Raw genomic sequence first — 16,368 nt, forward strand, 5'->3', positions numbered from 1 at the left:
GAGTGGTGTTGAGGAAAAAGAAGCCTTTACTTAGTTTAACAGCTTTAATGATCATATTTGGCATCATGGTTTCCATCCAATTTAATTCCTTACAAAAGCCCAAAGTTCGTGATACTCGTGATGTGTGGGAACTGAGAGAGGATTTATCTACATCTAAAAGTAAGGAATTGGATTTGCTCAAAGAAATTGATAAATACGACGAGATGCTAAAAAAATATGGTCATCAAGGAGATCGATCAAAAGAAGCACAATTAACAAAAACGTTAAAGGATTTAAAAGAAAAGGCTGGTTTTACAGAAGTGGAAGGGGAGGGGATTGAAATTGAAATATCTCAGCTTTTTTCCAAGGACCTTACCGGAGAAGAAGTGAAAAATATCCCACCTGATCTTCTGAAAAAGTTAATGAATGAAGCCAATATGTTTGGGGCAAAACATATTTCCATCAATGATCGCCGTGTCATTAATACAAGCGTGATTCGAGATATTAATGGCACGACAAAAATGGATGGTTACAGCTTAGATAGTGATGAAGTCACCATTAAAATGATTAGTGAGCAGGCCGACAAATTATACAGCCGTTTAAATGTATCAGATATTGGAGATTTGTTTGCTCAGGAAAACTTCAGCTTGAGTATGAGCCAGCCGAAGAAAAAAATCCACTTAAAAGCATATGACGGTGCAATTCAAGTAAACGAATTGAAGCCTCTTGACGATGTAAAGGAGGAAAAATCATAATGTGGCTTCCTGTACTTGGCTTAATCATAGGAGTTGCGATCGGTTTCTTAACTAATTTTACGATACCGAATGAGTATTCTAATTATCTTTCCCTCGCTGTACTTGCTGCACTTGATACATTGATTGGTGGAATCCGGGCACATCTGCAAGGGGCATACGATGAACTAGTGTTTGTATCAGGCTTCTTCTTTAATATTATACTGGCAATAAGTTTAGCTTTTCTGGGCGTCCATCTTGGTGTAGACTTGTACTTAGTCGGAATGTTTGCATTCGGCGTTAGATTGTTTCAAAATATAGCAGTGATTAGAAGAATTCTCCTAACAAAATGGACAATTTCTAGAGAAAAAAAGAAAAAAAGTGAGTCATAAAAAAGGATATACATATGATGTAACGAATATTTTTAGTAATCCTAATAAAAAATGTTGATTTTTTAAGTTTTGTTACACACTTGTAAAAACACATTCATTGTATTGTTGTTCAGCAAATAATAGAATAGAAAGTATTGAAATGTGAGGAGGTGCCATAGAATGAACAACAATGAAATTTACGTCAGCCTTGACATCGGTACATCCAATATAAAAGTCATCGTCGGAGAAATGGCGGATGATTCGCTTAACATTATAGGTGTTGGAAATGTCCCTTCAGAGGGGTTAAAAAAAGGATCGATTGTTGATATAGATGAGACAGTTCATTCTATTAGACAAGCATTTGAACAGGCTGAGAGAATGGTAGGTTTTCCTTTACAAAAGGCGATTGTCGGAATTAACGGAAACCATATTCATATTCAGAATACGAGCGGCGTAGTCGCAGTATCTAGTGAAAACAAAGAAATACATGCTGAAGATGTGAGACGTGTCTTAGATGCTGCACAAGTAGTATCTATTCCTCAAGAACATCTCGTCGTAGACGTGATTCCGAGACAATTTATCGTCGACGGAAGAGATGAAATCACAGATCCGAAAAAAATGCTTGGTGTTCGGCTAGAAGTGGAAGGATCGTTAATTACAGGTTCTAAAACGATTCTACATAACTGGCTCCGATGTGTAGAAAGAGCTGGAATTGAAATAATGGATATATGCTTGCAGCCACTCGCATCGGGCTCGGCAGCATTATCGAAAGATGAAAAAAATCTTGGGGTAGCTCTTGTCGATATTGGCGGCGGATCTACAACGATTTCCGTATTTGAAAACGGGCATCTCTATTCTACTCACAGTATCCCTTTGGGCGGAGAGAACATAACAAAAGATTTGTCTATAGGACTTAGAACTTCCACTGAAGAAGCTGAACGAATCAAAAAACAATTTGGGCATGCGTTTTATGATGAGGCATCGACGGAGGAGACATTTGAAGTTTCTGTAATCGGTACCGATCAAAAACAAACGTATACACAGCTTGATGCAGCCAACATTATTGAAGCGCGGCTGGAAGAAATCTTGCTCTTTGTGGCGGAGGAATTAAGAAATATGGATGTGCATGATTTGCCTGGTGGATTCGTTCTAACAGGTGGACAAGCAGCTATTCCAGGTATCCTTTCTCTTGCACAAACGGTCTTGCAAAACAATGTTAGGATTGCAAGTCCGAATTATATCGGGGTGAGAGAGCCTCAATATATGACAGGAGTGGGTCTGATCCACTTTGCTTATCGCAATGCAAAGATTCAGGGCAGACAGGTTGGATTCCAAATGCCAGATGAGGCGTTTCATGAAGTAGGCGCATCCATGGAGCCGGTTTCTTCTGCACCACAAGTGAAAGAAGCGCAGCCAAGACCGAAAGTAAAACAAAAAGCACAACAAGAGACAAATAAAAAACCGGGCAAAATGAAAAAACTATTTAATATGTTCTGGGAATAGAATTAGATTTTCGACGGATTAGGAGGATTCAGCATGTTGGAGTTTGAAACAAATATAGACGGCCTAGCATCAATTAAAGTAATCGGAGTAGGTGGCGGCGGGAATAACGCTGTCAACCGAATGATTGAAAATGACGTACAAGGTGTCGATTTTATTGCAGTCAATACTGATGCACAAGCGTTAAATCTATCAAAAGCAGAAACTAAAATGCAAATCGGTGCTAAGCTGACAAGAGGGCTTGGAGCAGGTGCGAATCCTGAAGTCGGTAAAAAAGCTGCTGAGGAAAGCAAAGAGCAGATTGAAGAAGTATTAAAAGGCGCAGACATGGTCTTCGTTACAGCTGGTATGGGCGGTGGAACTGGTACGGGTGCTGCACCTGTCATTGCAAAAATCGCAAAAGATTCTGGTGCATTGACAGTTGGAGTTGTGACTCGTCCTTTCACATTTGAAGGAAGAAAGCGTCAGCTTCAAGCAGTAGAAGGAATTGCTTCTATGAAAGAAGCAGTTGACACATTAATTGTGATTCCAAACGATCGCTTGCTTGAAATTGTTGATAAAAACACGCCAATGCTGGAAGCATTCCGCGCGGCAGATAACGTGCTTAGACAAGGTGTTCAAGGGATTTCCGATTTAATTGCAACACCAGGTCTGATTAACCTTGACTTTGCTGACGTGAAAACCATCATGTCCAATAAAGGTTCGGCTCTAATGGGTATTGGCGTTGCAACAGGCGAAAATCGTGCTGCGGAAGCCGCGAAGAAAGCCATTTCCTCGCCACTTCTAGAAACAGCAATCGATGGTGCTCAAGGTGTCATTATGAACATTACGGGTGGTACGAACCTAAGTCTTTATGAAGTGCAAGAAGCGGCGGATATTGTGGCTTCTGCATCTGACGAAGATGTAAACATGATTTTCGGGTCTGTCATCAATGATAACTTGAAGGATGAAATTGTGGTGACTGTGATCGCTACTGGATTCATTGAGCAAGAACCAGAAGTGACAAAATCACAAAGAAACCCATTAGGACAAGGATTAAAGCAAAATCAATCCATTCCTCAAAAACGTGAAGTAAAACGTGAGGAACATCAACAGCCATCATCTCAGTCAAGACAAAATACACAATCAAGTGATGATACGCTGGACATTCCAACGTTCTTACGCAACCGCAATAAACGCTAATCGAGTATAGCTTAACCCCTTCCATTGGAAGGGGTTTTTTATGTCTCAACTTATAAGGGTTTCTAATCAAAAAGTCTTAAATGCGTGAGAGCTCTTTCAATTTCCGTATGTAATTTGACTTATGGTGTTTAAGAAAAAAGAATCATTTTTACTCCCTCCTACAAAAAGCGACAAAATGATGAACTTTATTTGACTACATTAAATAGAACACCATGAATCTTGTCATGAACAACAGAATGAAAGGAGTGAGACCTATACTCTGTTTGGCCACTTGAGGAGGAGGGATTTGATTGAAATTGAAGTTTCGCAAGACCGCCGGCTATCGTTTGATGAGTCTTTTGGTGATTGGTACTTTAACGATGACAAGCTTTGGGACGGTTCAAGCAACATCGACTTCTACCTCATATCAGGAGGAAGCTGTCTCCTCTAAGACAACAAAAGCAAAGATCTCATCTAGATTAATGAAGCAGTTTGAGCAGGATGATCAGGTGACTTTTTTAATCAAAATGAAAGAGCAAACAAATACGCAAAAAGTGGCGAAGGAAGCGGTGTCCAAAGCCAAAAAACAGAAATTAACAGCGGTTAAAACGCAATACACAAAAAGATCAGCTGTCGTATCCGAATTAAGAGCAACGTCTGAGGAGACGCAGGAAGCGCTCCTTACGTATTTACAAAAGGAACAAAAGAAAAAGCAAGTGAAGGAGATTCATTCGTACTATATTGTGAATGGTTTAGCGGTGACGGGAACGAAAGAAGTCATGGAAAAGGTGGCTGCCTTCCCAGAAGTAGATCAAGTGCTGCCAAATGAAACCCGTCAAATTCACCGGCCGGTTGATTTGAAGACGAAGCAGAAAAAACAAATGAAAGCAGTAGATGGAGTCGAGTGGAACATTTCTCAAGTTCATGCTCCAGAAGCGTGGGCTTTAGGTTATGACGGTACTGGTACAGTTGTGGCAAGTATTGATACAGGAGTGGAATGGGATCATCCTGCTTTAAAGGAAAAATACCGCGGATTTGATCCAGCACATCCGAATAAACCAACTCATGAATTCAATTGGTACGATGCTACGACAGGATCTGAAGCGCCATATGATGATTTAGAGCATGGTACACATGTAACGGGAACGATGGTTGGCTCTGAGCCAGATGGAAAGAATCAAATCGGAGTCGCACCGGGCGCAAAATGGATTGCGGTGAAAGCTTTCTCAGAAGATGGTGGTACAGATGCTGATCTGCTTGACGCAGGTGAGTGGATTTTAGCACCAAAAGATGAGGCCGGCAACCCACATCCAGAACAGGCACCAGATGTCGTCAATAATTCTTGGGGCGGTGGGCCTGGCCTTGATGATTGGTATAAAGATGTCGTCAATGCTTGGAGAGCGGCGGACATCTTCCCAGAGTTTTCAGCTGGCAATACCGATTTATTCAACCCTGGTGGTGAAGGATCCATTGCGAATCCTGCGAACTATCAAGAGGTCTTTGCAACGGGTGCTACGGATCAAGATAACAAATTGGGGTCTTTCTCGCTGCAAGGTCCGTCTCCATATGGTGTCATGAAACCAGACATTGCGGCCCCAGGGGTAAACATTCGTTCATCCATTCCTGGGAAAGGGTATGAGGATGGCTGGAATGGGACGTCGATGGCTGGTCCGCATGTTTCAGCTGTTGTGGCTCTTCTTCGCCAAGTACAGTCAGATCTTTCTGTTGAAGAAATTGAACAAATTCTGATTAATACAGCGAAGCCGTTAACTGATCAGCAATTCCCGGAATCCCCAAACAATGGCTATGGGGCAGGTTTAGTTGATGCAAGAGAGGCAATTACGGTATTAACAGATGGAATTGGCATGATTGAAGGACAGGTGACAAACGAAGATGTTCATTTAGATGATATGAAAATAACAGATCAAGTCTTGCCTCAAAAAGATAAGGCTGTACACCCACTTAAGAAGCCTGCGAACATAAAAAAAATGAAAAAGGAAAGAAATCTAGCTGCTTCGTCCATCAAAGCTCTTCCTATGAAAGCGGAAATTAGTGTTCTTGAAAGCGGCAAGTCAACGTACACAGATGAAGCGACAGGGAGATATCAGCTTCCTCACAGTGCAGGAGAATTCACAGTAAAAGCGGAAGCTTACGGATTTGAATCACGCACACAAACCGTCCATATTTCTTCAAATGAAACGGCAGAGGCGAATTTCGCCTTACAGCCACTAAAGAAAAGAACGATATCTGGCACAATTGCCAACGAAACAACGGGTGAAAAAATAAAGGATGCCACGGTTTATCTTGTAGAAGATGCGAAAATTAAGCCGGTGAAAACAAATGAATCTGGCGAATTTTCTCTAAAGGCATTGAGCGGTGTCTATACCGTCAAAGTATTTGCCAAAGGGTTTAAAGGATATTCTTTTACAGCAGATGTGACAAAAAAGCCGGTGGAAAAAGCCATTCAGCTAGAGCCATTCATCGGCTTTGCTGGGGAAATTGGCTATGATGATGGAACAGCTGAAAATGCGAGAGCCTTCTATGATCCTGGCAATGGCTGGGCTGTGAAATTTTCATTAGAAAAGGGGAAGAAACAAGCGCAACTCACAGGAGGGCTTTTCCGTTTCTGGTCATCAGAGTGGCCAGCTCCTGGAGGGAATGAATTTGCAGTTGAAGTGTATGACGCTTCTGGGAAGAACGGAGCTCCAGGGAAGAAAATGATAGGACCTCTAAAAGCGAGAGCGCTGCGTAATGGGGAATGGACAAAAGTAGATTTAGAAGATCAAGCCATTACGGTGGATGGAGATTTCTATCTTGTCTATATTCAAACGAAAAAAAATACGGAATCTCCAGGGCTTGCAACAGATGAAGATGGACCAAATGCTGAAAGAAGCTGGCAGCTGACAAGCGGTGCATTTTCTCCTTCTCCAAAAGAAGAGGGAAATTATATGATTCGTGCGCTTGTTGACTATGAAGCAGATGTGCCAGAGATTACATCTCCAAAGACAGGAGTTATTACGAACAAAGATGAACTGGAGATCGAAGGAAAAGCCTCTCCTGGGCTCGATATAGCGATCTATCAAAACGATGAAGAGATTGCCAAAGTGAAAACAGATCAGTTAGGCGCCTTCAAAGAAAAGGTCACAGTTTCAAGTGGAGAGCATGTATTCACGGCTGCAACTGTTACGGATAAAGGTGCAACAAAACGATCCAAACCAGTAAAGGTGATCATTGATCAAACAGCTCCGGTGCTCACCATCGATACACCGAAAAAAGGGGAAAAGACGAATAAAGAATCGCTCACTGTAGAAGGAAAGGTCACAGATGATCATCTTGATCAAGTCACTGTAAATGGAAAAAAGGCAACCATAAAAGGTGGGAAATATTCCGCAAGAATACTGCTTGAGAACGAGAAAAATACGATCAAAGTCACAGCGAAAGATGCAGCAGGAAACAAAACGACTAAAAAAATCAATATCGATGTCCAATACGAGGCACCTGAGATTTCTAAGCTGACTCCAGCAGAAAATGTCTATCTGGCATCAGGGGAGTCTGTTAAAATTTCATTTCACAGCAGAGAAAAGCTAGACGCAACATTTGTCATTCACATGCCGCTGACAAACGCGAGATCAAAGCTTCAAAATACTACAGAGCTGCCGCTTCGCGAAGTATCGAGCGGAATGTATGAAGGTTACTGGACTGCTACTTCTACCGCTAAAGCAAAAGGTGCGGTCATTGAAGTAATTGTGCGAGATGATTATGGAAATGTCACAAGACAAAAAGCTTCAGGCACATTAAACATCAATGAAAAGTAACTTAAACAAAAGACACGACTTCTAGGAGCGTGTCTTTTTTCTTTCAACAATTGTTTGAAGGCTTGTCCAGAAGAATACTCTCTCTCATTCCTCGACAAAAACAATAACAATCCACCAAAAGTTCTCTATCATCCCCAACAAGAATTGACAGACTTCCATCTCATGACTGTTTTATACTGGTACAAACAAGTGCAAGTACTGCTTTTGATTCTTTGTTTCAGATGAAAGGAGCAGAAGGTGGTCATTTATTTAGATGTGATTTGGCTGTTAAACTTTTGTTTTGATCTATTGCTTCTCTTACTCACTGCATTTATTCTCAAACGACAAGTAAAAAAAAGGCGATATATGTTAGGAGCTCTCATTGGATCGAGCATTGTTCTCTTGCTCTTTACACCATTTGCAATGGTTGTGTCACACCCTTTAGGCAAACTACTTTTTTCTGTTTTCATCGTTCTTGCAACCTTTGGTTTTCAAAGATTTCGTTCCTTTTTTCAAAATCTGTTTGCTTTTTACTTTGTAACATTTTTGATGGGAGGAGGTATGATCGGGGTTCATTCATTTTTGCAAACCAATACAGTGATTCAAGATGGCCTGCTGATTTCACAAAATGATGGCTTTGGTGATCCGATTAGTTGGCTGTTTGTTTTAACTGGGTTTCCTGCGATTTGGCTGTTTTCAAAGAAAAGATTAGGCGAGGTGGGTACGAAAAAAAGACAGGTTGATGAACAAGTGCTTGTGGAAATACACATTCATGGAGAGACCATCCGTTTAAAGGGACTCGTCGATTCTGGTAACCAGCTGTATGATCCTATGACAAAAACACCTGTCATGATCGTCCAGGCCGACCAGCTAACGGCCATTTGCGGAGAGCCATTTATAGAGCTCATGAAACAGTCTCATCCTGTTGAAGTCATGCAAAAGATCGATGATCAATTTCCTCTTCTTGATCGATTAAGACTTGTTCCATATCGAGCGGTCGGTCATGATCACGGCTTTCTACTATGCCTAAAACCAGATACAGTCTTCATTTATTCAAAGACGCACATGATTCAGCCAGCTAAGTGTTTTGTAGGGTTGAGTCTGAGCGGTTTATCGGCAGATCAGGAATTTCAATCCATCATTCATCCAGATATGTTAGACGGGAAAATCATCCAGGGGGTGTCGTAGTTTTTTGGTGATGTCTTTTATCTTACGAGGTCAACTTGACATTTAGAAGGGAGAAGAAGATGAAAAAATTAAAATTTAAACTCACTTACTACTGGTATAAACTCCTCATGAAGCTAGGTCTAAAGAGTGATGAAATTTATTATATTGGTGGAAGTGAAGCGCTGCCGCCTCCATTATCAAAGGATGAAGAGCAGGAGCTGCTTGTCAAATTACCAAAGGGTGATCAAACCGCAAGAGCGATTCTAATCGAAAGAAATTTGCGTTTAGTCGTTTACATCGCAAGAAAATTTGAAAACACAGGTATTAATATTGAGGATTTAATCAGTATCGGAACCATTGGTCTGATCAAAGCAGTCAATACATTTAACCCAGAAAAAAAGATCAAGCTTGCAACATATGCTTCGAGATGTATTGAAAATGAGATTTTGATGTACTTGCGTCGAAATAATAAAATCCGGTCAGAAGTTTCGTTTGATGAGCCGCTCAACATTGATTGGGACGGAAATGAACTGCTTTTATCAGATGTACTTGGAACAGATGATGATATTATCACGCGGGATATCGAAGCAAATGTAGATAAAAAACTGCTGAAAAAAGCGCTCGAGCAATTAAATGACCGCGAAAAGCAGATCATGGAACTAAGATTTGGCTTAGTTGGCGGTGAGGAAAAAACCCAAAAAGATGTCGCTGACATGCTTGGGATTTCACAGTCTTATATTTCGAGACTTGAAAAAAGAATTATTAAACGATTACAAAAAGAATTTAATAAAATGGTCTAAAAATTTTTTTAAAAAAGCTCTGTCCCTGCACTGTCAAAGGAAACAACCTTTTTTCTCATAATTCTCGTCATCGCTCGTGCATATTTTTCCATCCCAAGGAGATACTGAACTTTGTACAACAGCTCCTGTAGGGAGGGAAAAAAGTGTCCAGAAATAAAGTGGAAATCTGCGGAGTCGACACCTCCAAGTTGCCTGTTCTGAAAAACGACGAGATGAGAAAATTGTTCAGACAGCTGCAAGATGAGGGTGACGATACAGCAAGAGAAAAGCTAGTCAATGGTAATTTACGGTTGGTTTTAAGTGTGATTCAGCGTTTTAACAACAGAGGCGAATATGTCGACGATCTCTTCCAAGTAGGCTGTATCGGATTAATGAAATCAATTGATAATTTTGATTTAAGCCACAATGTCAGATTTTCAACTTATGCGGTTCCTATGATCATAGGAGAAATCCGTCGATACTTGCGTGATAACAACCCGATTCGGGTGTCTCGCTCGCTAAGAGATATTGCCTATAAGGCACTTCAGGTCCGTGAGAGGCTGATTAGTGAGACAAGCAAGGAGCCAACAGCAGAAGACATTGCCAAAGTGCTGGAAGTGCCTCATGAGGAAATTGTCTTTGCCCTAGATGCGATTCAAGATCCTGTATCTTTGTTTGAACCGATCTATAATGACGGAGGAGATCCGATTTATGTGATGGATCAAATTAGTGATGAACGGAACAAAGACACACAATGGGTGGAAGAATTAGCCTTAAAAGAGGGCATGCGTAGGTTGAACGACAGGGAAAAAATGATTCTTCGCAAACGCTTCTTCCAGGGCAAAACGCAAATGGAAGTTGCCGAAGAGATCGGGATTTCTCAAGCACAAGTCTCTAGGCTTGAAAAAGCAGCCATTAAACAAATGAATAAAAACATCTTTTAAAGCCGCCGCTTCATGTGCGGCTTTTTTCATTCTTGTGAGAGAACACGCCTCTAGTATTGACTCTGTTATTTTTTTCATTTAATCTGTTTTTAACAAATGTTATTTTAGATAGCATTTGTTAGGGAACACTTAAGCGGAAAGAAGGGTTATTATGACATTCCATGATGAAAGAAGGCTGCTCATTAAGGTTGCGCATATGTATTATGAAGAAGGCGCCACTCAATCTAACATTGCAGAAGCGGTTGGGGTTAGCCGTTCGCTCATATCGAAATATTTGGCAAAAGCACGTGAAGCAGGAATCGTGGAAATCATTATTCATGATGAAGTCAACCAACAGTATGGATCGTTAGAAAGAAAAATAGAACGTAAATATGGGCTCCGAGAAGTCGTCTGTGTGGAAACACTCAGCAAAGACACAACCAAAAGCCGAATCGGTGCCGCGGCGGCAAGCTTTTTATTAAAAGTAATGAAGGATGGACAAGTTATTGGGTTTTCCTCTGGGACAACGCTGCATGAGATGGCGAAAGCGGTTACGTCTGTTCAGCACTATCCATCCGTGACATTTGTTCCGCTTGTCGGAGGTGTGGGAAATGAAGATGTCGATATCCACGCCAACTATATTATTGCGAGATGCACAGAGGCACTCAAATCTAAATGTGAGTTTTTACATGTACCTGTCATGCTTGATACGAAAGAAGCGAAAGATGTACTGATCCGGCAGCCGTCAATCAAAAAAGTGATTGAACTAGGAGAATCATCAAATATCGCGGTTGTCGGAATTGGTGGTGTTCCGCAGCATTCAACGATGGTGAAATCCTATATGACAAGCGGCGAAGAGGACATCCTTCAAGCAAAGGATGTAGCAGGTGACATTTGCTATAACTTTATTGATCATCAAGGGGAAGTATATCCCCACCCATGGAACGACCGGGTGATGGGCATAAGCCCCCAAAAGCTAAAAGAAATTCCGCTTGTCATAGGTGTCGCTGGTGGCGAAGAGAAAATTGAAGCAATTCGGGCGGCATTAGCAGGTGGATTAATTCATGTATTAATTACCGATGAACGAACTGGAGATGCCTTATTAAAGTAACTACCTAATATCATTAGGTAGTTTTTTTGAGTCTTTAGACTCAAAAAGATTGAAAATTTTATCGATTTTAGCTTGACACAAAGTTGACACATCATATAAACTAAGTTCATAACAAATGATAAATAAAATAACAAATGTTAAAAGAATCAGATTTTTGTTAATTTTTATAACATTTGTTAAAAGTTTCAGATTATATTTCTAGCAATCTATTGAGAAGCAAGAAAACCTGAAAGGATGATTTAAATGTCTATCTATCAACAATTGTTAGCTCGAGAACGCAGTGGAGATCCAATCAAAGTAGGGATTATTGGAGCAGGCCAAATGGGCTTTGGACTCATTTCACAAATTTCTAAAATTCCAGGCATGATTGTTGCTGGTGTTTGTGATATTCACCTTAGTGCAGCAGAGAAGGCAGCGAATTTTTACAAGCAGCATGCAAAGCCGCATCAAATGGTTGTCACAAATGATTACAGAGAAGTGATTCAATCAGATTCCGTAGAAGTTGTCGTAGATGCAACAGGTGTCCCAGAGGTCGGAGCAAACATTTCTTTGGAAGCGCTTAATTCGAAAAAACATCTCGTTCTTTTAAATGTAGAAGTTGATATTACCATCGGGTTGGTCATGCATAAGTTATTCACAAATGCAGGACTTGTTTACTCAGGATCAGCTGGAGACGAACCAGCAGCAACACTAGAATTATATGAATTTGCGAAAACAATGGGTCTTGAGGTACTCGTTGCAGGGAAAGGAAAGAACAACCCATTCTTCCCAGAAGCAAATCCAGATACGTGTAAAGCAGAAGCAGATAGTAAACATATGAGTGCACATATGCTGGCTGCATTCCAGGACGGAACAAAAACAATGGCGGAAATGAACTTATTAAGTAACGCGACAGGGCTTCTGCCAGATAAAGTCGGTATGCACGGAGTCGAAGCCAATTTAGAAAATGTAGCAGATAAATTGAATCAAAAACAGCAAGGCGGCGTGCTCGATAACTTCGGAGTCGTTGAATATGTAAATGGACTTGCACCAGGTGTATTTGTCATCGTGAAGAGTGACCTTGAGCCAGTAGATGAAGAGCTTCGCTACTTAAAAGTTGGAAAAGGCCCACACTATACACTTTACCGTCCTTTCCACTTAGCGAGTCTTGAAACACCTGTTACCATCGCAAAAGCAGTTTTACAGCATGATTCATCCATCCACCCAATTGGTGTACCAGTATCAGAAACAGTCGCTGTGGCAAAAAGAGATATTAAAGCTGGAGAATCACTTGACGGGATTGGCGGATACTCCGTAAGAGGTGTTCTTGAAACACATCAAGACATGAAAACGAACGGCCACATTCCAATTGGTTTAATCAGCGGAAAAGTCGTAGCGAAAAAAGACATCAAACTAGGACAATTCCTGACTCATGATGATGTAGAGCTTGATTCAAACACAACGGTCTGGAAGCTGCGTTCATTACAAGATCATTTATTTCAATCATAAGGACGTGAAGCTGTGGAAAAATTAGCTATCGTACTTTGTATCATTCTCATTGTGCAGTACGGGTTATCTTTTATTCAAATCAAGTACTACCGCAAGAGCATGGATTCACTTATTGATGATTACAGAGGGAAGCAGGGCTATCACTTATTTTCAGGAATGGAGCGGCGCAAAGTTGGCCCTGGAGCCATTGCGCTCATCATTGTAGATGAATCGTATATCATTCAAAAATGCCATGTGCTTGGCGGTGTGTCGATCTTATCTAAATTTAAAGAAGTCCCTTCATATGAAGGAAAGCATGTAGGGGCTGTGTTAGACGAACACCATATGATGAAGCAGACGTTGAAAAAACGCAAAAAGGGGCCAGCTGTCATGCACGCACTTTCCATGGCGGCTGAACAGGCACTTGTCTCGATTTCGAAAAAAAATATAACAAATGTGAACTAAAGAAAGGGGAGATGAAACATGGAATGGATTCAATGGTTTGGAGAGCACTTTATCGGAATGTTTGAAGCCGGCGGAAAGCAATTCATGGGTCTTGTTACAGGTATCGTTCCAACGCTTGTTGTGTTACTTACTTTCACTTATGCTGTCATGAAGTTTATTGGAGAAGAGCGAGTGAATAGAGCGATTCAGTTTGCTGCGAAATATACCATTTTGCGCTACACGTTAATGCCGATCTTATCCGTTCTTATTTTGACAAATCCAATGGCTTATACGTTTGGCCGCTTCTTACCCGAAAAACAAAAACCAGCATTCTATGATTCAGCTGTTTCATTTGTTCATCCGGTGACATCACTGTTTCCGTATGCCAACGCAGGAGAACTGTTTGTCTACTTAGGGATTGCGAACGGTATTAAAGAGGCAGGATACTCAATGTCAGAGCTTGCTGTTCGGTACTTCTTAGTCGGGATCGTCGTCATTTTACTTCGCGGTATTATTACTGAATGGATTACAAAGTACTTAGCAGGAAAAATGAAAGCGAATTCACAATAGGGGAGGGTTAGACATGACAAACCACAAAGTATTTGTTGCAAAAGGTGCTGGCGGATGGGGACAAGGCTTGGAGCTTGAACCAACCGGTAAAAAAAGAAAGGTTGTTTCCATTACAGGGGGAGGCATTCACCCAGTTGCACGTAAAATTGCAGAAATGACAGGGACAGAAGCATGTGATGGCTTTAAAAACTCGATACCAGAAGATGAAATGATGTGTGTTGTCATTGATTGCGGAGGAACCGCGCGAATCGGACTTTATCCAATGAAGCGCATTCCAACTGTAGACGTTTTGGCATCCTCTCCTTCTGGACCGCTGGCAAAACATATTACAGAGGATATCTTCGTATCAGGCGTTACAGAAAAAGATATTTCCTTTGCGGAAGCATCGGGTGGTGAGGCAAAAGTAGAAGGTCAGGAAAACAGTGAGCCGATTGACAAGGAGAATTTCAAAGAAACCTATTCAAAACTGAAAGAGGAAAATCTCGAGCGTCAGGAAAAAGGTAATTTCCTGATGAGGTTCTCAAGAGGAATTGGGAAAGTCACCGGTACGTTCTATCAGGCTGGTCGTGATTCCGTTGATATGCTTTTGAAAAACATTATTCCATTCATGGCATTTGTCAGTATGTTAATTGGAATTATCAATTATACAAAAATTGGTGACTTGATTGCCCATTTTCTATCACCACTGGCAGGATCTATTTGGGGACTCTTACTGCTCGTTGTGGTCTGTACATTGCCATTCCTATCACCTGTCTTAGGACCTGGTGCAGTCATTGCACAAGTGATCGGTGTTCTGATTGGGAGTCAAATTGCACTAGGAAATATTCCGCCTCAATTTGCACTTCCTGCACTATTTGCCATCAACGGTCAAGTAGGGTGTGATTTCATTCCAGTTGGGCTATCACTTGGTGAAGCGAAGCCGGAAACGGTACAATATGGAGTACCAGCTGTTTTGTATAGCCGTCTCATTACAGGGGTTCTATCTGTTGTGATCGCATACGCTGCCAGCTTCGGTATGTATTAAACGTATTAAAGGAGGAATCGAGATACATGGTCACACAATCTGTTGTAAAAGAAATCGGGATCTTAGTCCCGCAATTTAAAGAAGATAAGCTGATTGTTTTATTTGGACCCGCAGCGCCGCAGGAATTAAGAGATATGTCCGTCATTCATGAGTTCGAACATTTAGAAGAAGAGCCGTTGAAACTGGGCGGTACCATTCAAGTGGGCGATCAAACGTACACGATCACAGCCCTTGGCAATAAAGCAAATGACAACTTTAAAGAACTCGGCCATATTTCGATCTACTTCCAAGAGCCGTTTGATGATGTATTACCGGGAGCTGTCTTTGCATCCCCGCACACGTTTCCTGATATAAAAGAAGGCGTACGAATTGAAATTTCGTAGCTATGAAGAAAAGCTGTTCCGTAAATGGAGCAGCTTTTTTTATGTGAGGTTTACCAGAAAGAGCATTTGCGATATGCTGTAAACATTCATTATTTGTTTATTCAGAATTTTTACTCAGGGGGAAATGATGGTGTCACTTGAATTGAAGAATGTTTCTTTAAAACGAAATGGAAAATGGCTGCTTCAGTCTGTTGACTGGCATGTGAACAAAGAGGAGCACTGGGTGCTTTACGGTTTAAATGGTGCGGGGAAAACCGCTTTATTAAATATGCTCTGCTCATATTATTTCCCTACATCAGGTGAGATGACCGTGCTGGGACATGTCTTTGGCAAGGAGGCTCTTGGCGAAAAACTCAGGAAGAAAATTGGCCTCATTTCTGCGGGACTTGAAAAGAAACTGCACAGAGACGACAATGCATTTGAAATTGTTCTCAGCGGGGCATTTGCCTCCATCGGGCTTTATGAAACCCCGAAAGATGAGATAAGGGAGAAAGCCATTGATCTATTAAAAGCATTTGGTTCGTTCAAATATGCAAACCGGACATATGAAACACTCTCACAAGGAGAAAAGCAGAAAGTCCTGATTGCGAGGGCTTTAATGAATGATCCCAAGCTCCTGATTTTAGATGAGCCTGTGACAGGTCTTGATTTTTTAGCAAGAGAACAGGTGCTTGAGACCATCTCATTCATTGCTTCAAAGCCTGATGCGCCTACTTTGCTTTACACGACCCATCATGCAGAAGAGATTTTGCCTGTTTTTCAGCACACCTTATTATTAAAAGATGGGACTGTTTTTGATCAAGGAGAAACAAAAGAGATGATGACAAGCGACTTGCTTTCTTCCTTCTTTGAATGTCCGGTAGATGTGATGTGGAGAAATGGCCGTCCTCACTTAAGTAAATTGTAGATAAAAGAAACTATTGGTCTGCGTCCCTGCTTTTCCATCATACATATTATAGTAGAA

General features: G+C 41.2%; 15 protein-coding genes. All 15 read left to right on the forward strand.

The window, feature by feature from the left end; all coding sequences use genetic code 11:
• Positions 1–8: 8 nt before the first annotated feature.
• The 15 genes from NST39_RS07845 (at position 9) to NST39_RS07915 (ending at position 16,311) form a co-directional block, all read left to right on the forward strand.
• Positions 9–734 carry a DUF881 domain-containing protein gene (locus tag NST39_RS07845; RefSeq protein ID WP_341027797.1) on the forward strand — a complete coding sequence of 242 codons (726 nt, stop codon included), beginning with the start codon at positions 9–11 and terminating at the stop codon, positions 732–734.
• Positions 734–1,102, forward strand: a complete 369-nt coding sequence (locus NST39_RS07850) for a small basic family protein (protein ID WP_003210988.1) — start codon at positions 734–736, stop codon at positions 1,100–1,102. The genes NST39_RS07845 and NST39_RS07850 overlap by 1 nt, the downstream gene beginning before the upstream one ends.
• 159 nt (positions 1,103–1,261) lie before the next feature.
• Complete coding sequence (ftsA, locus tag NST39_RS07855; protein ID WP_044141988.1) at positions 1,262–2,584, forward strand: cell division protein FtsA; 1,323 nt, start codon at positions 1,262–1,264, stop codon at positions 2,582–2,584.
• Between the two features lie 33 nt (positions 2,585–2,617).
• Positions 2,618–3,763, forward strand: a complete 1,146-nt coding sequence (gene ftsZ / locus NST39_RS07860) for a cell division protein FtsZ (protein WP_106065245.1) — start codon at positions 2,618–2,620, stop codon at positions 3,761–3,763.
• Between the two features lie 290 nt (positions 3,764–4,053).
• Positions 4,054–7,557: a S8 family serine peptidase gene (locus NST39_RS07865; protein WP_341027799.1), complete on the forward strand. Its 3,504-nt coding sequence runs from the start codon at positions 4,054–4,056 to the stop codon at positions 7,555–7,557.
• 237 nt (positions 7,558–7,794) lie between these two features.
• Positions 7,795–8,724, forward strand: coding sequence for a sigma-E processing peptidase SpoIIGA (gene spoIIGA / locus NST39_RS07870; RefSeq protein WP_003211533.1), 930 nt, complete (start codon positions 7,795–7,797; stop codon positions 8,722–8,724).
• 59 nt (positions 8,725–8,783) lie between these two features.
• Positions 8,784–9,503: an RNA polymerase sporulation sigma factor SigE gene (sigE, locus tag NST39_RS07875; RefSeq protein WP_007499746.1), complete on the forward strand. Its 720-nt coding sequence runs from the start codon at positions 8,784–8,786 to the stop codon at positions 9,501–9,503.
• Between the two features lie 143 nt (positions 9,504–9,646).
• Positions 9,647–10,426, forward strand: coding sequence for an RNA polymerase sporulation sigma factor SigG (gene sigG / locus NST39_RS07880; protein WP_003211879.1), 780 nt, complete (start codon positions 9,647–9,649; stop codon positions 10,424–10,426).
• Between the two features lie 151 nt (positions 10,427–10,577).
• A complete protein-coding gene (locus tag NST39_RS07885; protein WP_050945093.1) occupies positions 10,578–11,516 on the forward strand; it encodes a sugar-binding transcriptional regulator in 939 nt (312 codons plus the stop codon).
• A 243-nt stretch (positions 11,517–11,759) separates the two neighbouring features.
• Entirely contained in the window at positions 11,760–13,004 is a 1,245-nt protein-coding gene (locus NST39_RS07890) for an NAD(P)H-dependent oxidoreductase (RefSeq protein WP_012009880.1), read from the forward strand.
• Between the two features lie 12 nt (positions 13,005–13,016).
• Positions 13,017–13,448, forward strand: a complete 432-nt coding sequence (locus NST39_RS07895) for a transcriptional regulator GutM (RefSeq protein ID WP_003212289.1) — start codon at positions 13,017–13,019, stop codon at positions 13,446–13,448.
• Between the two features lie 18 nt (positions 13,449–13,466).
• Positions 13,467–13,997, forward strand: a complete 531-nt coding sequence (gene srlA, locus NST39_RS07900) for a PTS glucitol/sorbitol transporter subunit IIC (protein WP_003210918.1) — start codon at positions 13,467–13,469, stop codon at positions 13,995–13,997.
• Between the two features lie 13 nt (positions 13,998–14,010).
• Positions 14,011–15,021 (forward strand): PTS glucitol/sorbitol transporter subunit IIB, encoded by a 1,011-nt coding sequence (gene srlE, locus NST39_RS07905; RefSeq protein WP_044141984.1) that lies wholly within the window; start codon positions 14,011–14,013, stop codon positions 15,019–15,021.
• Between the two features lie 26 nt (positions 15,022–15,047).
• Complete coding sequence (locus tag NST39_RS07910) at positions 15,048–15,404, forward strand: PTS glucitol/sorbitol transporter subunit IIA (protein WP_007499733.1); 357 nt, start codon at positions 15,048–15,050, stop codon at positions 15,402–15,404.
• Between the two features lie 130 nt (positions 15,405–15,534).
• On the forward strand, positions 15,535–16,311 hold the full coding sequence (locus tag NST39_RS07915) for an ABC transporter ATP-binding protein (RefSeq protein ID WP_341027802.1): 777 nt from the start codon (positions 15,535–15,537) through the stop codon (positions 16,309–16,311).
• The last annotated feature ends 57 nt before the right edge of the window (positions 16,312–16,368 follow it).

Source organism: Bacillus sp. FSL W8-0645 (assembly GCF_038007905.1).
GTDB lineage: Bacteria > Bacillota > Bacilli > Bacillales > Bacillaceae > Bacillus > Bacillus pumilus.

Bases quoted from the DNA above. Each gene is read 5' to 3' on its own strand.
- sigE (WP_007499746.1), top strand. From the start codon at position 8,784: ATGAAAAAATTAAAATTTAAACTCACTTACTACTGGTATAAACTCCTC.
- ftsA (WP_044141988.1), top strand. From the start codon at position 1,262: ATGAACAACAATGAAATTTACGTCAGCCTTGACATCGGTACATCCAAT.
- NST39_RS07850 (WP_003210988.1), top strand. From the start codon at position 734: ATGTGGCTTCCTGTACTTGGCTTAATCATAGGAGTTGCGATCGGTTTC.
- NST39_RS07910 (WP_007499733.1), top strand. From the start codon at position 15,048: ATGGTCACACAATCTGTTGTAAAAGAAATCGGGATCTTAGTCCCGCAA.
- ftsZ (WP_106065245.1), top strand. From the start codon at position 2,618: ATGTTGGAGTTTGAAACAAATATAGACGGCCTAGCATCAATTAAAGTA.
- srlE (WP_044141984.1), top strand. From the start codon at position 14,011: ATGACAAACCACAAAGTATTTGTTGCAAAAGGTGCTGGCGGATGGGGA.
- NST39_RS07890 (WP_012009880.1), top strand. From the start codon at position 11,760: ATGTCTATCTATCAACAATTGTTAGCTCGAGAACGCAGTGGAGATCCA.
- NST39_RS07885 (WP_050945093.1), top strand. From the start codon at position 10,578: ATGACATTCCATGATGAAAGAAGGCTGCTCATTAAGGTTGCGCATATG.
- srlA (WP_003210918.1), top strand. From the start codon at position 13,467: ATGGAATGGATTCAATGGTTTGGAGAGCACTTTATCGGAATGTTTGAA.